Source organism: Novosphingobium umbonatum (assembly GCF_004005905.1).
GTDB classification, from domain to species: Bacteria; Pseudomonadota; Alphaproteobacteria; order Sphingomonadales; family Sphingomonadaceae; genus Novosphingobium; species Novosphingobium umbonatum.
The window spans coordinates 164,630-183,610 of the sequence record NZ_SACO01000002.1 but is presented as its reverse complement, the minus strand read 5'-3'; the positions used below and the strand labels follow the sequence as shown (position 1 = coordinate 183,610).

General features: G+C 61.9%; 16 protein-coding genes. 6 read left to right on the top strand and 10 right to left on the bottom strand.

Annotated features, from left to right (window positions below; genetic code table 11):
* The first annotated feature begins 314 nt into the window (after window positions 1-314).
* The gene (locus EOE18_RS03170; RefSeq protein ID WP_127706156.1) at window positions 315-2,795 is read left to right on the top strand and encodes a TonB-dependent receptor; all 2,481 of its coding nucleotides are present in this window, start codon (window positions 315-317) and stop codon (window positions 2,793-2,795) included.
* 108 nt (window positions 2,796-2,903) lie between these two features.
* Window positions 2,904-3,194, top strand: a complete 291-nt coding sequence (locus tag EOE18_RS03165) for a DUF1330 domain-containing protein (RefSeq protein ID WP_127706154.1) — start codon at window positions 2,904-2,906, stop codon at window positions 3,192-3,194.
* 59 nt (window positions 3,195-3,253) lie between these two features.
* Here EOE18_RS03165 and EOE18_RS03160 read toward each other — a convergent pair whose 3' ends face one another.
* Genes EOE18_RS03160 through EOE18_RS03150 form a run of 3 tightly spaced genes read right to left on the bottom strand, consistent with a single transcriptional unit; the run spans window position 3,254 to window position 6,343 of the window.
* Window positions 3,254-4,555, bottom strand: coding sequence for an MFS transporter (locus EOE18_RS03160; RefSeq protein ID WP_127706152.1), 1,302 nt, complete (start codon window positions 4,553-4,555; stop codon window positions 3,254-3,256).
* Window positions 4,555-5,568, bottom strand: a complete 1,014-nt coding sequence (locus tag EOE18_RS03155; RefSeq protein WP_127706150.1) for a phosphotransferase enzyme family protein — start codon at window positions 5,566-5,568, stop codon at window positions 4,555-4,557. Before EOE18_RS03155 ends, EOE18_RS03160 begins: the two co-directional genes overlap by 1 nt.
* Window positions 5,543-6,343, bottom strand: coding sequence for an alpha/beta fold hydrolase (locus EOE18_RS03150; protein ID WP_127706148.1), 801 nt, complete (start codon window positions 6,341-6,343; stop codon window positions 5,543-5,545). Before EOE18_RS03150 ends, EOE18_RS03155 begins: the two co-directional genes overlap by 26 nt.
* A 174-nt stretch (window positions 6,344-6,517) precedes the next feature.
* Here EOE18_RS03150 and EOE18_RS03145 point away from each other — a divergent pair, with 174 nt between their 5' ends.
* Both EOE18_RS03145 and EOE18_RS03140 read left to right on the top strand, forming a co-directional pair.
* Complete coding sequence (locus EOE18_RS03145; protein ID WP_127706146.1) at window positions 6,518-7,600, top strand: Gfo/Idh/MocA family protein; 1,083 nt, start codon at window positions 6,518-6,520, stop codon at window positions 7,598-7,600.
* Window positions 7,601-7,676: 76 nt separating this feature from the next.
* The gene (locus EOE18_RS03140; RefSeq protein ID WP_127706144.1) at window positions 7,677-8,642 is read left to right on the top strand and encodes a VOC family protein; all 966 of its coding nucleotides are present in this window, start codon (window positions 7,677-7,679) and stop codon (window positions 8,640-8,642) included.
* Here EOE18_RS03140 and EOE18_RS03135 read toward each other — a convergent pair.
* Together EOE18_RS03135 and EOE18_RS03130 are read right to left on the bottom strand one after the other, a co-directional pair.
* Entirely contained in the window at window positions 8,618-9,268 is a 651-nt protein-coding gene (locus tag EOE18_RS03135; RefSeq protein ID WP_127706142.1) for an isochorismatase family protein, read from the bottom strand. The genes EOE18_RS03140 and EOE18_RS03135 overlap by 25 nt on opposite strands.
* Window positions 9,261-10,505, bottom strand: a complete 1,245-nt coding sequence (locus tag EOE18_RS03130; protein WP_127706140.1) for an amidase — start codon at window positions 10,503-10,505, stop codon at window positions 9,261-9,263. The genes EOE18_RS03135 and EOE18_RS03130 overlap by 8 nt, the downstream gene beginning before the upstream one ends.
* 149 nt (window positions 10,506-10,654) lie before the next feature.
* On the opposite strand from EOE18_RS03130, the gene EOE18_RS03125 reads away from it, so the two are divergent.
* Window positions 10,655-11,887: an MFS transporter gene (locus EOE18_RS03125; RefSeq protein ID WP_127706138.1), complete on the top strand. Its 1,233-nt coding sequence runs from the start codon at window positions 10,655-10,657 to the stop codon at window positions 11,885-11,887.
* A gap of 2 nt (window positions 11,888-11,889) precedes the next feature.
* On the opposite strand, the gene EOE18_RS03120 is transcribed toward EOE18_RS03125, so the two are convergent.
* The 5 genes from EOE18_RS03120 to EOE18_RS03100 form a co-directional block, all read right to left on the bottom strand.
* A complete protein-coding gene (locus EOE18_RS03120; protein WP_127706136.1) occupies window positions 11,890-12,498 on the bottom strand; it encodes a malonic semialdehyde reductase in 609 nt (202 codons plus the stop codon).
* Between the two features lie 75 nt (window positions 12,499-12,573).
* Window positions 12,574-13,656 (bottom strand): pyrimidine utilization protein A, encoded by a 1,083-nt coding sequence (gene rutA, locus EOE18_RS03115; protein WP_127706134.1) that lies wholly within the window; start codon window positions 13,654-13,656, stop codon window positions 12,574-12,576.
* A 13-nt stretch (window positions 13,657-13,669) separates the two neighbouring features.
* Window positions 13,670-15,043, bottom strand: a complete 1,374-nt coding sequence (locus EOE18_RS03110) for an amidase (RefSeq protein ID WP_127706132.1) — start codon at window positions 15,041-15,043, stop codon at window positions 13,670-13,672.
* Window positions 15,040-15,240 (bottom strand): hypothetical protein, encoded by a 201-nt coding sequence (locus EOE18_RS03105; RefSeq protein ID WP_127706130.1) that lies wholly within the window; start codon window positions 15,238-15,240, stop codon window positions 15,040-15,042. The genes EOE18_RS03110 and EOE18_RS03105 overlap by 4 nt, the downstream gene beginning before the upstream one ends.
* A gap of 99 nt (window positions 15,241-15,339) precedes the next feature.
* Entirely contained in the window at window positions 15,340-16,347 is a 1,008-nt protein-coding gene (locus EOE18_RS03100; RefSeq protein ID WP_127706128.1) for a LacI family DNA-binding transcriptional regulator, read from the bottom strand.
* A 408-nt stretch (window positions 16,348-16,755) separates the two neighbouring features.
* On the opposite strand from EOE18_RS03100, the gene EOE18_RS03095 reads away from it, so the two are divergent.
* A complete protein-coding gene (locus tag EOE18_RS03095) occupies window positions 16,756-18,867 on the top strand; it encodes a TonB-dependent receptor (protein WP_164852645.1) in 2,112 nt (703 codons plus the stop codon).
* Window positions 18,868-18,981: the final 114 nt, after the last annotated feature.

Below are 18,981 nucleotides of genomic sequence, written 5' to 3'. Positions count from 1 at the left end.
CCCATCGTTCCACATCCGACAGGCGAATAGGCATCATTTCCTGCGCCAAGAAAGATGGATGCAAGGCACTCTCCTTCTTGCCGGAACAGACAAGCGGAATCGGCCAAATCGGGGAGCTAACGCGAATAGAGTCAGTTTATGGCTTTGGGTCTTTGCACCTGTCGCGAAGAGTTTTGCTTCTTGTTTTTGGTTTTCCTTGATCCTGCGCCGCGTGCCTTATGGCTTGATCTATTCATAATAATAAAATTGCAGCGGGAACTTTCAATTTATTGAACTGCCTCTTGTGGGCCAATCAATTTTTCAGTGAGGGAAATATGAAAACTCGCATCCTGAAAGCCTCGGTGGCGGCTTCGACCTCCGCTCTTGCTCTTGTTCTTGCCGTTGGTGTGGCAACCCCCGCTCTGGCCGCCGATGCACCGGCTGCCGATGAAGCCGGTTCCATCACGGTGACCGCGCGCAAGCGGTCCGAAGACATTCTCAAGGTTCCCGTTACCATCACTGCCTTGACGGCGGATGCGCTGGAAAAGCGCGGCGTCACCTCGATGACCACGCTGGCCCAGTCGACGCCGGGCATCAATATCAACGACAACAACTCGGGCCGTTCGGACCGTTCGTTCCAGCAGATCGTGTTGCGCGGCTTTACGCCGTCCACCACGCTGGCCACCACCACTTCGATGTTCATCGATGGCGTGGCCGTGGCTTCGCCCTCCTCGATCATGTCGATCACCGATCCCAAGCAGGTCGACATCATCAAGGGCCCGCAAAGCGCCTATTACGGCCGCAACACCTTTGCGGGTGCCATCAACATCACCACCCGTGAACCGACCGGCGAATGGCATGGTTCCTTGATGGGCATGGCCGGTACGCGCGACAATTATCGCCTGCAGGCCGCCGTTGAAGGCCCGATCTTTGGCGATATGCTGACCTTCCGCGTCACCGGCGAACAATTCGGCAAGGGCGGTTCTTACAAGAACGCTTATGACGGTTCCAAGCTGGGCGCGCAAAAGAGCACCACCGCGACGGCCTTGCTGGTGTTCAAGCCTGCGCATAACCTGACCATGAAGCTGTTCGGCCTGCGTTCGGAAGACAAGGATGGCGCGGGCGCCCAGAGTCGTCTGTATGCCTATAATGTCACCAATTCGGCCGGCGCGACCATCATCACCAACCAGTCGAACTGCTCGTTCCAGGGCAACACGCGTGGCGTGGCCGGTCAGGGGACGGCGGTTACCAATGCCTATATCTGCGGCGTGACGCCCAAGATGGCCAATGTCGTATCCAGCAACAGCACTGCCAATGCCGCTATCAAGAGCTGGCTGGCCTCGCCGGTCAATCGCGTGGTGGACCCCAGCGAAGGCGTCGATGGTTTTGGCCTGCGTCGTATCAGCCACCATGCCCATTTGAGCACCGATTGGGTGATCAACGAGCATCTGACGGCCACGGTGCTGGGCGGCTATAACCGCGAAGTATGGACCGACCTGCTCGATCTGGATGGTTACGATTCCAGCACGATCACCTCGACCACCAACCCGCTGGGCTATTGGAGCTACACCTATCTGGTGGAGCGCAAGACCAACGACTGGTCCGCAGAAGCGCGCATGGCCTACAAGTTCGGCAAGGTGCGCGGCGTGGTGGGTGCCTCCTATCTGAAGGCGCAGGCCATTCAGGGCGGCGGCGGCGGCCTTGGTGCGCTGACCTCGGCCAATCTGACCGTGGGCGGCCTGTCGGAAAACCGCACCACCGGCCTGTTCTTTGGCGCGACCTGGGATGCCACAGACAAGCTGTCGGTCAGCGTCGAAGGCCGTTACCAGATGGATACGCTGGGCGCCTATGCCCGTCCCTCGGGTCAGGTTGTGCCGTCGAGCGCCTATATTCCGGCGGCAACCTATGCCGGTGGCGCACAACTGGCCAAGTATGATTACAAGAATTTCACCCCGCGTGTCATCTTGAACTATCAGTTCAGCCCCTCGACCATGGCCTATGTGTCATGGGCCAAGGGCGTCAATCCGGCGCAGTTGAACGTCAATATTCTGAGCCAGAGTGACTCGGTTCAGAAGGCCGCCGTCAATGCCGGTGGTCAGCTGGCGATCAGCCCTGAAAAGATCACCAATTATGAAGTGGGTGTGAAGGGCAAGCTGCTGGACGGCAAGATCCGTTACGCTGCTGCGGCATATTATGCCCAATGGCGTAACCAGATCAACGCGATCACCATCGTGGCCCCCGACAGCACCAGCGCTACCGGCCTGTCCTTCATCAACACCTCGGCCAATAGCGGTGACGTTGATCTGAAGGGTGCCGAAATCGAAGCTTCGTGGAAGGTCAATGACCTGATCACGCTGGACAGTGCAGCGGCGATCAACGCTTCCAAGATCCTGGATTTCAAGAGCACCACGATCAGCCAGCTGACCGGCGTGTTTGATTTCTATGGCAAGGAAATGAAGAACACGTCCAAATATTCGGCCAATTTTGGCGTGAATCTGGGTGGTTCTGTGGGCGATACCGATGCGCATTGGTTCAGCCGTCTGGACTGGAACTTCAAGTCGGGTCAGTGGGCGAACGAATCAAACACGTTGCGCACGCCTGATCGCCACATTTTCAACCTGCGTGGCGGTGTGTCGAAGGGCAATATCTCGGTCGAGGCTTTCGTGACCAACCTGTTCAACAACCACACCTATACCTCGATCGCGGACAATTACACGATCGACAACAGCCTGAGCAAACTGACCTATTACTCGGCCGTGGTGCTGGGTCTGCCTGAACTGCGCACCTTTGGCATTCAGGCCAAGGTGAAGATGTAAACTCTAAGCAGCGATGGGGTTGGCGGGTTACGGCCCGCCTGCCTCTCGAACCGGGCCGGATCTGCCATGTGCAGGTCCGGCCCTTTTTGATGGGAAAGGAGCAGAGTGATGACAGCCTATATCTGGGCCACGGTGCAAAGCGGCGAACCGGCGGCCTATCAGGCCTATGCCAAGGCGGCGGCGCAGGTGGCGGCGGGCTTTGGTGGGGAATATCTGGTACGCGGTGTCATCGAGGAGGTGTTTGAAGGCGCTTGCGAGGAGGCCTCGCGCGCAGTGCTGATCCGCTTTCCCGATGCCGATGCCGCGCGGGCATATATGGCCAGCGATGGTTACAAGGCGGCCAAGGCCCTGCGCGAGGGGGCTGGCGGCGTGGTCCATTCACGGCTGGTGGTGGCCTGAACAGCAAAAGGCCCGCCAGAGACTGCTCTGACGGGCCTTTTTGTCGCGGGATGGTTTGCCTATGCTTGGCTGCGTAAAGCCCCGCGTCGGCCCAAGGCGAACAGCCCCGCGCCCAGCATGACCGAAGGTCCGGCTACTAAAGCAATCGCCCAGCCCACCTTGGCCGGATCGCCCAACAGGCCGTTGGTCGCGCTGGCCACCAGCAAGGGCCCGCAGGCCGCGCCCAGCAAAGTGTTCATCACCAAAGTCAGCGCGATGGAGGTGCCCCGCATGCGCGGCGGCACGATGGATTGCAGCGTGGCAAACATCAAAGTGCCACACACGGCATAGACCGCATTGCCCGTGGCCACGATGAAAGCGGCCAGTCGCGCATCGCCTGCCAGCACCGCCAACGTCGAAGGCAGCGCCAGCAGCGGCATGAAGGACAAAAGCGTAAATCGCAGCATCGGCTTGCCCGCCTGCATCGAGCGGTCCACCAGCCACCCGCCCAGCAGCGGCCCGATCGCGGAAAACAGCATGGAGAGCGGCCCCAGCCATTGCCCGACAAATTGCGGGGTCACGCCAAAGCCGCGCATCAGCATGGTCGGCTGCCATGCCGCCCCGCCATAGGCGGCGATGAAGCACACCGCAAAGCCAAGGTAAAGCGGGGCCAGCACGGATTTGTTCGCCCAGAACCAGCTGGCGCTTTCGGCCATGGATGGCACCACCACATGGCCCTGTGACCCGCGCCTTTCGGGTTCGCGGGTGGAGAGCATGGCCAGCACCACCAACAGGCCGATGCTGCCCGACAGGACAAACACCACCCGCCACGGCGCCAAACCGCCCAGCAAGGGCCATGTGGCAAAGGCGCCTGCCGTGGCCTTGGCCAGAATGAGGCCGGTAAAACCCATGCCCAAGCCCTGCGCCAAGGCTTGCCCCATCATATAGATGCTGATCGGGCGGCCGCGCCGGTCGGCGGGGAACAGGTCGGCAATCAGGGATATGGCGCAAGGGCCAAGCGCTGCCTCGCCCAAACCCACCAGCAGGCGGGCGGTGAACAATTGGCCAAAGCCTGCCGCCAGACCGCTGCCCACCGTGGCGATCGACCAAAGCGCTATGCCGCCGGTCAACAGATTGCGCCGTGACAGCCGGTCAGCGGCCAGCCCCATCGGCAGGCCCATAAAGGCATAGAACAGACCGAAAGCCAGCCCCTGCAACAGGCTGATCGCGCCGTCCCCGATGCCCAGATCATGGCGCACTGGGTCGACCACCATATTGAGGATCGCCCGGTCAATCACCGAGCAGATCCCCGCCAGGAACAGCAGCGCCACCATCCACCATGCGGATGCTGGGCGTGGCCAGCTTTCGGTCGGCGCCAGCATTACAGCAGGCCGCAGGCGCGGGCGCGCGTCTTGATATAATCGCCCAGCCAGTCAAGGTTGCGGAAGCGCAAGGTGCCGCGCCCCACCGCCGTGCTGGAATGGGCCATGCCTGCCACAAGGCGGAAGGCCTTGGCCATCAGGAACAGTTCCTTGTTGGCGATCTCTTCGGGGGTGAAGGGGCGCACCGATTGATAGCCGTCCTCAAAGGCCGTGCCATAGCTTTCCGAGAAGCCGTAGAACAGATTGCCCCACACGAAATTCTGCACGTCCTGCATCAGGAAATCCTCACCCGCCGCGTCGAAATCGAGCAGGGTGATGGTGCCAGCCTCATCCACATGGACGTTGGAGGGGTGGAAATCGCGGTGGCATACGCCGAGCGGCACGCCATGGGCGGCCAGTTCGTCAAGCCGCTTGTCGAGATTGGCGGCGATGATCGGATAGTCGCGCAGATCGTCGGGGCGATCATAGACAAAGTCGATCAGCGCGGGCAGGCAGATGTTGTAATCCTTGGCCGTTTTGGTGGTGAACTGGTGGTCGGCCCCCGCCCATTGATCGCCCAGCCCATGCATCTGTGCCAGAGCTGCGCCGATCTTGAACGAGGTTTCCTCGGCCAGCATGTCGCCGAATTTGCGGCCCGGCGCCCAGTCATACATGGCAATCGCGCGCGCCCCTTCGGGCGTGGCGGCTTTCCAGTAAAGCGTGCCGTCATGCTGGGGCACAGCGACGCTGGCGGGAAAGGCCTTGTCTTTCAGAAAGGCGAGGAAATCGAGCTCATAGGCCACATCGTCCACATCGCGATAGGTCTTGCGCCATACGCGCAGGGCATATTTGGTCGTCTCGTCCTGCACCAGATAGACATCGTTCATGCCGCGATAGAGCAGCCACACGTCCAGCTTGCCCACCACCGGATAGCGGGCCTTGACCTCGCGGGCGATGAAATCGGGGTGAAGCACCGAATGCGAGATGTCGGCAATCGGCAGGCCGGATTCAACCAAGGAAGTTACATAGTTCACGGGCAAGCACCTCTGGAGCAATGTCGAAAATGTCGCGATCCAGATCGGGCAGATCGCGGATGGTGATGTTCGGGATCAATTGTGCCGCCGCCAGCGCCGGTTCGCGAAGCGCTTCATGGGGTTGCAACAAAAGCACCGGACAGGGGATCTGGCCAAGGCGGGCATAGTCATAGGACCATACGCCGCGATAGGCCCAAGTGAAGCGGTCAAGGATATAGGCCTTGTCCGCAAAATGGCGGATGGCGCGGGGCAGGCTCTGACGCTGGTCGCGCGCCTTGACCACATAGGCCCATAGGCGGGTGAGCAGGTCGAGAATGACGGTGCCATCTTCATCGGCCTCCGGAAATTCCTCCGCCTCGCTCAGCTTTTTGGCGCGGATGTCGGCGGGATACATGGGGATGCCGGTCAATCCCATGCGCCGCACCTGCGTGGGCAGGGCCAGCGCCAGTTCAATCGCCAGCAGGCTGCCGGTGTGATAGCCGTAAAGGTCGATAGGCTCGCTCACCCCCATGGTGGCCAGCCCGTCGGCAAAGGCGGCGGCATAGCCTGCCATGCCCGGCGGAGCGGGGGGCGCATCGCTCATGCCATGGCCGGGCGTATCAAAGGCGATCACGCGGCGGCTCTGGCCCAGTGCCTCGATCAGCGGTTCATATTCCCAGCCTGATGACGGGTTCTGGTGCAGCATCACCAAGGGAGGGCGCGTGGTGTCGCTGCCCGCCTGCCGGATATGCAGTTGGCCATAGCGGCAAGTCGTATAGCTGCGCGTGATACTCATGGCGGATCGGGGGTATCCTGAGTTTGGAATTGAGGCGGAGGATGATGCAGACTTGGGTTTCGGATAGACGTCGCCGCCAAACTCTCCGCTGGGTGGAGAATGGGCGGTTGGCGGCGGGCCGGAGCCTGTTTGCGCGTCAGCTTGCGATTAAGTGTTTCAAGGGAGTTTTGTTGCATGGATAGGCCGTTGGGTGTGTGTCTGGTGGGCTGTGGCCGGATTGCGGGCGCGCATCTGGCGGCTTTGGCGGCCTTGCCGGACAGGCTGCGGTTGGTGGCGGCGGTGGATGCGCTGCCCGATGCTGCCGCTCGTGTGGCGCAGGCCCATGGCGCGGTGGCCACCACTGATCTGGCGCTGGCGCTCGGCCTGCCGGAGGTGGATGTGGTGTTGATATGCAGCCCCAATGACGCCCATTTCGACCATGCGATGGCCGCCATCCGCGCGGGCAAACATGTGCTGGTGGAAAAGCCCTTGGCCCCCACCGGCGCGCAGGCTCGCGCCTTGGCGCAGGCGGCGGAAGCGGCGGGTGTGGTGTTGGCCGCTGGCCATACCTATCGCCATGGTCCGGCCTTCCATTATCTGCTCGACCATTGGGGTGATTTCGGCAAGCTGATGGCGGTGGAGGTCACCTCCTGCGTGCGCTGGAACGGGCCGCAGGCGCCTTGGTGGGCCACGCGCGCGCCGGAGGAAGGGTTGATCCTCTCGCTGTTCGCCCCGCATTCGCTCGATTTCGTGCAATTATGCATGGGCGAGGATGACCCGATCCGCGTTCATGCCGAGGCGGCGCGCTGGCAGACCGGATGGCAGGGTGAGGATCAGGCGATGATCCTGCTGGCCTATCCCGGCCGCCGCATGGCCAGCGTGCATATCAGCTATAACCAGCCCAGCATTATCGACCGCAAGGTGTTGCATTTCAGCAAGGGCGTGGTGGAGATCGAGGATGGCGAATTCCTGCGTTTCAACCGCGAATTGCTGGTGGAGCCGCCCGCCGGTGTGGTGCGCGATGGGCGCGTGATGGGCGGGCGCGATCTGGGCCATTATTTCCGCATCCAGTTGGAGGAATTTGTCGAGGCCGCCCACGGTCGCCCCCATCGCTGCGTGACCGGCGGGCAGGCAGCGCGCACGATTGATCTGATCGACCGCATTCTGGCCGATGCCCGCGCCCATGCCGCCGATGCCATCGATCCGCCTCCGCCGCCCGAACTGGCGCTGGATATTGAGCAGGCGGTGCTGGTGGACGCTTTCCAAAACCGCTTGTGACAAACGCCTATCCGCGTGGCGGAATCTTGGCCAATCCAGCTTGTTGGGGGATGTCCTTGGGCGCAGCCTTGGCCCCATGATCGCACTCGACAATGGATTTGAGGAAGTGGTGGGGCTGGTGGCCGATGCGCAGGCCAGCGCCTTGCGCCTATGCGCCGCCACCGGTTTTGTGCCTGTGGCGCAGGGCGAGGTGGACGCTGGCGCGATGGCGCTGCTGGGCCTTGGCGGCAGGCGGGCGCAGGAGGTGGTGATTGGCCACCCGCATGTGGCGCGCGGGCGCATCCGGCTGATCTCGGTGGAAGGCGCGGTTGCGGGCCTTAACCGCGAGGGCGGGCAGGCATGGGATACGGGCGGCATTTTCGACATCAACCTTCGCGCCTTGCCCAGCATCGAGGCCTTGCAGCGGGCCTTGGTGGCGCAGGGCTTTGTCGCCCATGCCCCGATCACCGATTGGGATTTCGGTCCGCTGGCCGTGCGTGAAGTGGTCAGCAGCGATGCCGATGGCCTGTGTATCGCTTTAATGGAGCGGGTGCGTCCGCCCTTGCAGGGCTATGACGGGGTGAAGGGCCCTGCCAGCTTCGTGTTCAATTCCACCCAAGTGGTGCCCGATTTCGACGCGGCGCGCAGGCTTTACCGCGATTGCCTCGGCTGGTTGCCGGTGCAGGAAACCGAGGGCATGGCCGCGCAGGAGAGCGGGGCCAATTGCATGGGCTTTCCCGAAGGGCTGGCCGCGCAGATTCCGATGCGGATCGGCATTTATCATCCCGAAGGCCGCATGGAAGGCAGCGTGGAAATCATCCAGTTCGGCGTGCGCGGGCATGATTTTTCGGGCCAAGAACCGCCCTTGCGCGGATGGGCCTCCCTGCGCTTTCCGGTGCTGGATCTGGACGATTTCATCGAGCGTGCCGCAGCGGGCGGATGCCGGATCATCGGGCCTTTGGCGGCGCGCTGGCGCCCGCACGCCAGCGGTATGGCCGCCGCCGCGATCACCCCTTGGGGCGCGCGGCTGGAGGCTTTTCAATCGGGGGTAAAGGACGCCTGAAGCGAGGCGAGAAAGGTAATGGCCTCGGCCTCGCTGACCACATCGGCATATTTGGCGTTCATATCGAACAGATTGGCCTCATGCGGGGCGGCATGGCGGTCGCCACAGGCATCGGCGATGACGGCGGTTTTGAACCCATGGCTCATGGCATCGACGCAAGATGCGCGCACGCAGCCGCTGGTGGACAGGCCGGTGAGCAGCACGCTGTCCACACCCATCGCGGTCAAGGTGCTGGCCAGCGAGGTGGCGAAGAAAGCGCTGGGATATTGTTTCGGGATCACCAGTTCATCGTCAAAGGGCATCAGGCCCGGCCCCCATTCGGCCATCGGATGGCCCTTGACGAAATAGCGCAAGGGAGCGGCTTTCTCGAAAAACCGCCCGCCATCCACGCCGCTCGCATGATATTGCACGCAGGTGAGGATCACCGGTACGCCCGCCTCACGCGCCACTGCCCGCAGGCGTAGCGCGCTGGCCAGAGCGTCAAAGGCGGGTTGGCCACAATAGAGGTCGCAGGCTGGCTCGTAATAGCCACGGCAGAAGTCGATCAGCACCAGCGCGGGCTTTTTCCCGAACCCGATGCGCGTGCCATAGGCGCGCTGATAATTGGCCAGCAGATCTTCACTCACTGCACAATTCCCCCGTTTCCAATGTCCGGTTCGCCCCCAGCAGTTCCAGAACCTGTTGCCCCAGCGCGATCAGGCGACGGTCGGCAAAGCGGGGGCCGACCAGACTGAGTCCCAGCGGTAAAGCGCCATCCACGCGGTAAAGCGGCAGATTGACCACCGGCAGATGCAATTGCGTCCACATCTGGTTGAACACCGGATTGCCCGGCCCGCGCCCTTCCGGCGCCACACCGGGCGCGCTGGGGGTGAGGAAAGCGTCGCAACTGGCCAGCAGCCTTTCCGCCTCGATCCGTGCCAGCGCGGTCTGGTCATAGGCCTCGCGCAGCATGGCATCGCTGATTTGCGCCAGCGAGGCGACGCGGGCGTGGAAATCGGCGTGCAGCAGACGCGGTTCGGATCGGGCCAGATTGAGGAAAGCCGCCGCCCCTTCGCGGAACAGGATATGGTGAAAGGCCAGAGCCAAGCCATCGAACAGGGGCGGGAGGTCTACCTCCACCACCTCCACGCCCTGCGCGGCAAGGCGGGCGGCGGCGTCCTGCATCGCGGCCACGGTTTCAGTTTCGGCAAAGCTCCATGCGGGGCTGCGGCATAGGCCGATCTTCATACGCGGAGGCAGGGGATCGGCAGGCGCCATGCCATAGACGGCGGCCATGCGGTCAATCAGCGCGAAATCCGCGCCATAAAGCCCGATTGTGTCCAGACTGTTGGCGTAAAGCTTGGCCCCTTCGCGGCTGATCAACCCCCAAGTGGGTTTGAGCGCGGGAATGCCACAGAAACTGGCAGGGCGGATGGTCGATCCGCCGGTCTGGGTGGCCAGAGCGATAGGCACATGGCCATCGGCCACGGCTGCGGCGGAGCCTGATGAACTGCCCCCCGGTGTGCGGTGTAGCGCATGCGGGTTTGCTGTGGCAGCATTGCGGCCTGCGGCGGCAAATTCGGTGGTGTCGGTCTTGCCCAGCACAATCGCGCCCGCTTCGCGCAGGACCGCCACACAGGGCGCGTCCGCCAGTGCAGGGGCAGATTGGCCCAGCGGGGAATTATGGCTGGTGGCCATGCCCGCCACATCGATCACATCCTTTACCCCCAACACCAGCCCGTAAAGCGGGGTATCCTGCGGCGCGGCCAGTGCAGCTTGGCGCGCGGCGGCGGGCGCCAGGGCGGTCCATGCGCGCACTTCGCGGTCACGTTCGGCAATGCGGGCAAGGGCGCGGTTGACCGATTCCAGAGCGGGGGATGGCATGCGGGATTCCTTCTGATCTTGCGCCCATGCTGCCACGCGGCCCGCGCAATGTAAACATTTACATTTATCCTCTTGTCGCGCTGCAGCATCGCGCTTAAAGGGAAAGCTCTGGCGACCTCTCCCGCCAGAGCCACAGGACCCCCGATCCCATGCCTTCCAGCTCCCCCTTGCATCCACAGGGTGGGGACAGCCTAGCTCATGCGCTGACCACCACCACGCTGGTCCAGATTATCGCCACCGCCACCGCGCTGGCTCTGCCCCCGATAGCCCCGCGCGTGGCGCAGGCCTTGGGGGTGGACGCGCATTATATCGGCTTCCAGATCAGCCTGATCTATCTGGCGGGCACTTTCGGTTCGGCCACATCGGGCACCTTGCTGCATCGCTATAGCGCGGTGGTGGTGGAGGTCGCCTCGCTGGCGCTGTTCGCGCTAGGGCTGGGCCTTTTGGCGCTGGCGCGACTAGATATGGCGGTGGTCGCTTCGTTGGCGATAGGTCTGGGCTATGGGTTGCAAAATCCGGCCTCGTCGCAAATTCTGGGGCGGGTGTGTCCGCCGGAAAAGCGCGGCCTTGTGTTCTCGGTCAAGCAGGCGGGCGTGCCTTTGGGCGCGGTGGTGTCCAGTCTGGCGCTGCCGGTGCTGGATCAAGGCATGGGTTGGCGCTGGGGGCTGGTGCTGTTCATGGCGGCGCCTTTGGCCCTGATCGCGCATCTCTTGTGGCATCACCGGCATGAACGGCATCGCGGCAAGGGTGGCGTGTCTTTCCTGCGTGGTTTTGTCGGCGGGCAACAGGCGGTGTGGTCCTCGCGGCGCTTGCGGGTGCTGTCTGCACTGGGGCTGCTCTATTCGGGCGTGCAATTGTCGCTTTCGGCCTTTCTGGTGCTGATGCTGGTGGAAAATCAGGGCTGGCCTTTGGTGCGCGCGGCGGCAGTGGGCGGGCTGTTGCAGGCCTGCGGTGCGGTGGGGCGCGTCAGCTGGGGCTGGCTGGCCGATCGCAGCGGGCAGGGCATGGCGCTGCTGGCGGTGATTGGTGTGGGCAGCGCGGCGGGGCTGATCGCTTGCCCATGGCTGGACCTGTTGCCTTTGGCGGCGCAGATGGTGGTGCTGGGCTTTTTGGGCTTTTGCCTGTCGGGCTGGAACGGGGTCTGTATGTCGGAAATCGCCCGCAGCGCCGCTGCGCAAGACACTGGCCGCGTGATGGGCGGGGCGTTGGTCTATACTTTCATCGGGGTGATGATCGGGCCTGCGGCCTATGCGCTGATCTTTGAACGGCTGCACCGTTATGACAGCACCTTTGTCGTCGTTTCGCTGGCCATGCTGGCGGGTGCATCGATCACCGCATGGCAGGCTTGGCGGGAGAACAATGCCCCCGCCAAGCTGGCGTAAAATTACAGCAGCGAACAGGCTTCTTCGAAAGGCAAGCGCGGCAGGCGGTCTAAAGGCTCGTCAATGCCATGGCCCAGCGCGCAGAGGAAATTGCTCTGTACCCGCGTGCCGGCAAAGAAATCGGCGTCCAGCGCCGCCGCATCATAGCCTGACATCGGCCCGCAATCGAGGCCCAGCGCGCGGGCGGCCAGCATCAGATAGGCGCCCTGCAAAGTGCCATTGCGGAAGGCGGTGTCGGACTGCACCTTGGGATTGCCGAACCAGTGCTTTGCGCCCGGATTATGCGGGAAGAGTTGGGGGATCTTTTCGGCGAAATCCAGATCCTGCGCGATGATCACAATGGCGGCGGCATCGCGGCTCTTGGCCGCATTGGTGCCCGACATATATTGGCACACGCGGGCCTTGGCTTCATCCGACACGCAGAACACGAAGCGTGCGGGCGAGACATTGGCCGAGGTCGCGCCCATTTTCACCAGATCATACAGCTGTTGCCAGATGGCCGGATCAAGCGTTTCGGGCTTCCACGCATTGCGCGAACGGGCGGTCAGGAACAATTGGTCTAGCGCCTCGGGGGGCAGGGCATCACGCATGAAGGGCATATCCTTGGACATGAAAAGGCAAGCCTGAACCCTAAAGGCTCAGGCTTGCTAGGGTGGAGTTCAGATGGCGGTTGGCCGCCAGATGGATTATTCAGCGGCTTCCAGTACGTGCTGGCGGCATTGCATCAAGGGCTGCACTTTCTGGGCGAATTCATCGATGCCGGTCAGGAATTCGTCAAAGGTCAGCATGATGCCCTTGGTGCCCGGAATGCTGGCGGCTTCATCCAGCAATTTGGCCACGGTGGCATGGCTGCCGATGAAAGTGCCGATGTTGAAATTGATCGCGCCTTCGGGCAGGTTGATATGGCGCGAGGTGGAATTGGCGTCGGCGGTGGTGTCCTTCGATCCCTGATCGGCCATCCATGCCAGCGCGCCCATATCGGCGCCTGCCTTGTAATGTTCCCACTTGGCCATGGCTTCCTCATCGGTCTCGCCCATGATCACCATGCACAGGATATAGGCGCCCACATCGCGGCCCGACTTCTTGGACGCCTCGACCAGTTTCTCCACCGTGCCCTGATGCTGATAGGGCTTGTTGATCCCGCCGCAGGTGACAAAATTATAGTCGCCATAATTGGCCACGAAATCCATGCCGCGTTCGGACTGGCCCGCTCCCACGATCTCGATCTTGTGGCTGGGCTTGGGCCCCAGCTTGCAATCATCCATGGTGAAATACTGGCCCTTGAAATCGGACGAGCCCTTCTCCCACAGGTCCTTCATCACCTGCACATATTCTTCGGAATAGTCATAGCGATAGCCGAAATAGGCATCGCCCGGCCACAGGCTCATCTGGTCATATTCACCCTTGGCCCAGCCCGACACGATGTTCATGCCGAAACGGCCCGGTGCGATGGAATCGATGGTGATGGCCATGCGCGCGGCAATCGCGGGCGGCAGGGTCAGAACGGCGGTGGTGGCGAAAAGCTTGATCTTGGTGGTGACAGCGGCAAGGCCCGCCATCAGCGTGAAGCTTTCCAGATTATAGTCCCAGAACTCGGTTTCACCGCCAAAGCCGCGCAGCTTGATCATCGACAGGGCAAAGTCGAAACCGTGACTTTCGGCCTTTTGCACGATCGCTTTGTTCAGTTCGAAGCTGGGCATATATTGCGGGGCATTCTTGGAAATCAGCCAGCCATTGTTGCCGATGGGCACGAAAACACCAAGATCCATGGAGTTTCTCCTTTCAGGAGGGTTGGGCAGTTGTGAGAAGAGGGTTTCGGATGAGGCATGTGGCGCGCTCAAAAGCATGGCCCACGCGGCACAGCAGGGCCTCGGCACGCGGGCGGCCCACCAGTTGCAGCCCGATGGGCAGGCCGCGCGGGTCATAGCCCATGGGCGTGCTCAGCGCGGGCAGGCCCAGATAGGAAAAGCCCCGCGTCAGCGCGGAGAGGCCGCCGATGATCTGATCCATTTCCGGCCCGCCATCGGCATCGGCGTGCTGGGCCAGCGGCGTCAAAATGCGGCAGACCGGCAAGGCGATCACATCGCATTGCGCCAGCGGGCCAGCCATTACCTCGGCCAGATCGGCGGCGCGCAGGCGGCGCGCCTGCACATAGGTGGTGGCGGCCATGGATAGGCCATGCAGCAGGCGGTTGCGCACTTGCGGGCCGAAATCCTGTGGGCGATGGCGCAGGTGATCGAGGTGGAGCGCGGCGGCTTCCGGTGCCCAGACCAGACCTGCCATCGCCGCATAATGATCCAACGCAGGCAGGCGCAGCGCGATGATAGTCGCGCCCAGATCGCGCAGGGCAGCGGCGGCCTCGTCCAGCGCGGTGAGGGTTTCGGTCGCGCAATCGCCCAGATCCTGCTCCACCACCACGCCGATGGTCAGGCCTGTTAGCGGCAGGTTCAGCCCGCTTTCCATCGGCTCGCCGGTCAGGACGGACATTAGCCGTGCCACACTGCGTGAGGAGGTTGCCAAGGGCCCTGCCGTGTCGAGGCTTTCCGACAGCGGCATCATGGCGGCCGGTGTCAGCCGCCCATGGGTGGGTTTCAGCCCCACCACGCCGCAGAAAGAGGCAGGCAGGCGCACCGAACCACCGGTATCCGAACCCAAGGCCCCCGCCACAATCCGCGCGGCCACACTGGTCCCGCTACCTGATGAGGAGCCGCCGGAAATGGCATCGGGCAACCAGGGATTCTGGCAGCGGCCCAGATGGGCGTTATGGCCGGTGGGGCCCATGGCGAATTCGGCCATATGCAACTGGCCAATCTCGATGGCGCCCGCGGCGTCTAGTGCGGATAACAAGGTGCAAGTCTGGTCGGGGCGGAAGTCCTGCCGGATTTTGGAGCCGCAGCCGGTGATCTGGCCTGCGCGATAGAACATATCTTTATGCGCCAGCGGAACGCCATGCAGCGGGCCGAGTGGTTGGCCCGCAGCGCGGTGTTGATCGGCGGCGCGGGCGGCCTCCATCGCGGCCTCGGGTTGAATGCGGACAAAGGCGTTGAGGTGATTGTTCTGCGCGCGGGAAAGGGCGGCGGCGGTGGCCTGTTCGGCACTGATGTCGCCCGCTGCGATGGCCTCGGCCAGACCGACCAGATCGAGGTTGTCGATCATGGCTTGAGCATCCGGTCAAACGCGCCCATCGCCGTATCAAACAGCGCGGCTGCATTGGGGCGAGCGGCGGCGTGATCGAGCAAGGCGCGGTCGGCCTGCCAGTGGCGGGTGATGCGGGCGCTGTCCTTGGCGGCCTGTTCAGAGCAGGCGGGGGCTATGCCCTGCGCGCAAAATAGCCAGTTTTCGGGCTTGTCCATCGACCGTCACATCCTTTGCAACGCTTTTGATAACGTTTACATAGTGACGCGCGCCAAGAGTCGGGCAATTCGCAGTTTTACGCATAAGCAGGCATGGGGTCAGCCGCGGTAGGGGCGAGTGCTGTCGCGCTCAATCAATTGATGGGGCAGGATAACTTCGCGGCAGGCGCCATCGGCATCAATGGCGAAATCCAGCATCAGCCGCATTGCCTGTTCGCCAATCTGTGTGGTGGGCAGCGAAACCGTGGTCAGCGAAGGGTTGCTGAAAGCCGAGAAGCGGAAATTGTCGATGCCGATCACGCTGACGTCTTCCGGCACGCGCAAGCCCCGCGCGCAAAGCGCATGGATAGCGCCCAATGCCATCTCGTCATTTTCGCAAAGCAGGGCGGAAAATTTCTCGCCACGGTCCAGCAGGGCAAAGGCACCCGCAGCGCCTGATTCCAGCGAATAATCCCCCGCCGCGATCAGGTTTTCGGGCAACTCCAGTCCCGCGCGGCGCAGGCCAAGCCGGAACCCGCGCTGGCGGTCGCGGCTCATCCGCTGGGCGGCGGGCCCGGCGATACAGGCGACCTTTTTATGCCCCAGTGCCGCAATATGGGCGGCAACATCGGCGGCGGCATCGACATCATTGACGCGCACGCGGGGCTGGTCAAACCCCTCGCCATATTCGCAGGCCAGCACGACTGGCGGAGGGGGGGCGCCTTCCTTGCGGGCCAAGAGCGCGGATGGCACCGCCAGATCGAGCAGGATCATGCCATCGGCCTGTTTGCCCGCGATCATGTCATAATGGCGGTCGAGGATTTGCGTGTCGCCTTCGGTCAGCGCCAGCAGAACCTTGGTGCCATTTTCCCGCGCCACATTTTCCACCCCCTGCACAAAGGCCGAGGTGAAGGGGTTGTGGATGGATGGCACGGCAATGATCACCGCATCGGCCTTTTGCCGCCGCAGCGAGGCCGCCACCAGATTGGGCGTATAATCCAGCTCGCGGATGGCTTCTTCTATCCGCTTGGCGGTCTTGTCTTTCACCAGCGCTGGCTGGCGCAGGGCGCGGGATACGGTGGCGATGGACACGCCTGCCTTTGCGGCAATATCCTTGATGTTGGCCATAGTCCCACTGTCTCCTGCCGCGCTTTTTGCGCAAAGCGGGCCGATGGGCAAGGGGGGAGTTGGAAAGGGGCAAGCTGGCTGTGGCCGGTGGATAAATGAGATTCGTTTACATGGATTCGGTGAGGCCTTGGTCTAAATCCACGCTTTGAAACCCCGATCAGAGATATTTGCCCGCATTTCTGTTGATCATTTGGCCACACTAGCCAAATTGCGTATGCATTCAAGACGCAGAAAAGCGGGCTATTTGCGGGATTTTCGCTCCGAACCTGCCTCGCCTGTTGCATTCGCGCGCAAAGGCCATATGCTCATGAAAACGTTACCACCAAAAAGGCGCCATCCATGCCAAGAGCGTCGGCCCATTCGCAGGAGCCACCGGAACGTCTAAACGATAAGCCATGGGGAATATCGATGTTGATTAAAACCGCATTTGCTACTGGAACCGCGCTTGTCGCTCTGGGGATCACCTTGGCGCCAGTTGCCGCCTCGGCGCAACAGGCTGCTGCTTCGGGTCTGGGCGAAATTGTCGTTACGGCGGAAAAGCGTGAAAGCACCGCGCAAAAGACTCCGATCGCCATGACGGTCGCCACCGGCGCGGCGCTGGTGAAGGCGGGCGTGACCGATGTGAACGGCCTGTCCAATATCGCGCCGACGCTGAACATCGCCCAGAACAACCAGAACACGATGATCACCATTCGCGGCGTTTCCAGCCGTGACTATACCGAAACCGGCAATCCGGCGGTGGCGATCAGCATCGACAATTTCTATCTGCAAAATGGCACGGCGCTCAACGTCGGCTTCTTTGACCTTGACCGCATCGAAGTGCTGCGCGGGCCGCAGGGCACGCTCTATGGCCGCAACGCCACGGCGGGTGCGATCAATATCCAGACCGCCAAGCCGACCAAGAAGCTGGAAGGCTCGATCACCGGCGGTTTTGGTTACAAGAATGCGCTGGTGCTGGAAGGCATGATCAACGTGCCGGTCAGCGACACTTTGCGCGTGCGCGGCGCTTTCGCGGTGCATCAGCGTGACCCCTATCGCAACAATGGTTCGCTGACCACCAATGGTGGTCTGGTGACGCGCGGCGGGAATGATGATGTCAGCCAGGCCGCCCGTCTGCATGCGCTGTGGGAGCCGACCACTAATTTCAGCGCGCTGGTTACCGGCGAATATACCCATGTCGGTGGCGTGGGCGCGGTGCTGAAGGGCATTCTGGCCGGTCAGGAAAATGCTGATGGCACGCTGAAATTGGGCGATACCAAGAATTGGACGTTGAACAATCAGGGCTTTATCGACCTGACCATCCAGAACATCCGTGGCACGCTGAAATATGACTTCGGCGGGGCGAGCCTGACCTATATTGGTGGCTATCGCACGCAGCATCTGCGCCGCAACAATGATCAGGATGGCGGCACGGCCTATAATTATGGCTTCCCCACCGATGGCAAAACCGCCACGCAGAACCACGAATTGCGCCTCGCTTCCAATGGCGACGGGCCTTTCAGCTGGCAGGGCGGTCTGTATTATTTCCGTGAAGGCGGTCCGGCCACCACCTATTTTCAGGTTTTGGGCGGGGCCACGCCCTTCAATTTCTACACCTTTGTCTATGACACCAACGCCAAATCCTTCGCAGGCTTTGGGCAGGTGGCTTATAAGCTGACCGATACGCTCAAGCTGTCGGCCGGAGCGCGTTACACCGACGAGCGCAAGAGTCAGGTGGGTTACAGCGACATTGCCGGCACCTATAGCAAGGTGAACCAGCACTATAGCGGCGGCAAGGATACCTATCACCTTGGCCTCGACTGGCAGGTCGCCCCGCGCAATCTGGTCTATGCCAAGTTTGACACCGGCTTTAAATCGGGTGGTTTCCAGAATGGCTACAACTATGGCCCCGAAAGCATCCGCGCCTTTGAAGCGGGCAGCAAGAACCGCTTCCTCGACAACCATCTGGAGTTGAATGTCGACGGTTTCTATTATGACTACACCTCGCTTCAGGTGCAGCAGAATGATCCCGTTACCGCCATCAGCCGCATCTATAATGCGGGCAAGGCGCGGGTCTATGGTCTGGAAGGCGAGGCCAGCTATGCCATTACTCCGCAGGACCGGATCGATGCGAATATCAACTGGGTTCACGCCCGCTATACCGACTTCCTGAACAATGGCGTGCAATATGCAGGCAATAGCCTCGCTCAGGCGCCGGACTGGAGCTATGGCGGCGGTTATGCGCATGATTTCGAGCTGAACAATGGCAAGATCACGGCCCGCGTGCAGAGCCGTTATCAGAGCAAGAGCTATTTCGGTTTTGAAAACAAGAATTTCCAGTTGCAAAAGGCCTATACCAAAACCGACCTGATCCTTAGCTATACGCCTGAGGGCAAGGGTTTCTCGGCCTCGGCCTATGTTTATAATCTGGAAAATTCCACCATCCTGACCACCTCGGAAGCGGCTGGTTATGCCGGTGGCTATCTGGTGCAATTTGCTGATCCGCGCACCTATGGTGTGCGTCTGAGCTACAGCTTCTAAGCCGGAAGGGGCGGGGCCTGATATCAGGTTCCCGCCCTATCTTCTGGGTCGCAAAGAAAAGGCGCGTGAGGTTTGATCCCTCACGCGCCTTTTTGTGCCTGTAGGTTGGGCGGG

Bases quoted from the DNA above. Each gene is read 5' to 3' on its own strand.
- EOE18_RS03170 (WP_127706156.1), top strand. From the start codon at position 315: ATGAAAACTCGCATCCTGAAAGCCTCGGTGGCGGCTTCGACCTCCGCT.
- EOE18_RS03165 (WP_127706154.1), top strand. From the start codon at position 2,904: ATGACAGCCTATATCTGGGCCACGGTGCAAAGCGGCGAACCGGCGGCC.
- EOE18_RS03160 (WP_127706152.1), bottom strand. From the start codon at position 4,555: ATGCTGGCGCCGACCGAAAGCTGGCCACGCCCAGCATCCGCATGGTGG.
- EOE18_RS03150 (WP_127706148.1), bottom strand. From the start codon at position 6,343: ATGAGTATCACGCGCAGCTATACGACTTGCCGCTATGGCCAACTGCAT.
- EOE18_RS03145 (WP_127706146.1), top strand. From the start codon at position 6,518: ATGGATAGGCCGTTGGGTGTGTGTCTGGTGGGCTGTGGCCGGATTGCG.
- EOE18_RS03140 (WP_127706144.1), top strand. From the start codon at position 7,677: ATGATCGCACTCGACAATGGATTTGAGGAAGTGGTGGGGCTGGTGGCC.
- EOE18_RS03130 (WP_127706140.1), bottom strand. From the start codon at position 10,505: ATGCCATCCCCCGCTCTGGAATCGGTCAACCGCGCCCTTGCCCGCATT.
- EOE18_RS03125 (WP_127706138.1), top strand. From the start codon at position 10,655: ATGCCTTCCAGCTCCCCCTTGCATCCACAGGGTGGGGACAGCCTAGCT.
- EOE18_RS03120 (WP_127706136.1), bottom strand. From the start codon at position 12,498: ATGTCCAAGGATATGCCCTTCATGCGTGATGCCCTGCCCCCCGAGGCG.
- rutA (WP_127706134.1), bottom strand. From the start codon at position 13,656: ATGGATCTTGGTGTTTTCGTGCCCATCGGCAACAATGGCTGGCTGATT.
- EOE18_RS03110 (WP_127706132.1), bottom strand. From the start codon at position 15,043: ATGATCGACAACCTCGATCTGGTCGGTCTGGCCGAGGCCATCGCAGCG.
- EOE18_RS03105 (WP_127706130.1), bottom strand. From the start codon at position 15,240: ATGGACAAGCCCGAAAACTGGCTATTTTGCGCGCAGGGCATAGCCCCC.
- EOE18_RS03100 (WP_127706128.1), bottom strand. From the start codon at position 16,347: ATGGCCAACATCAAGGATATTGCCGCAAAGGCAGGCGTGTCCATCGCC.
- EOE18_RS03095 (WP_164852645.1), top strand. From the start codon at position 16,756: ATGTTGATTAAAACCGCATTTGCTACTGGAACCGCGCTTGTCGCTCTG.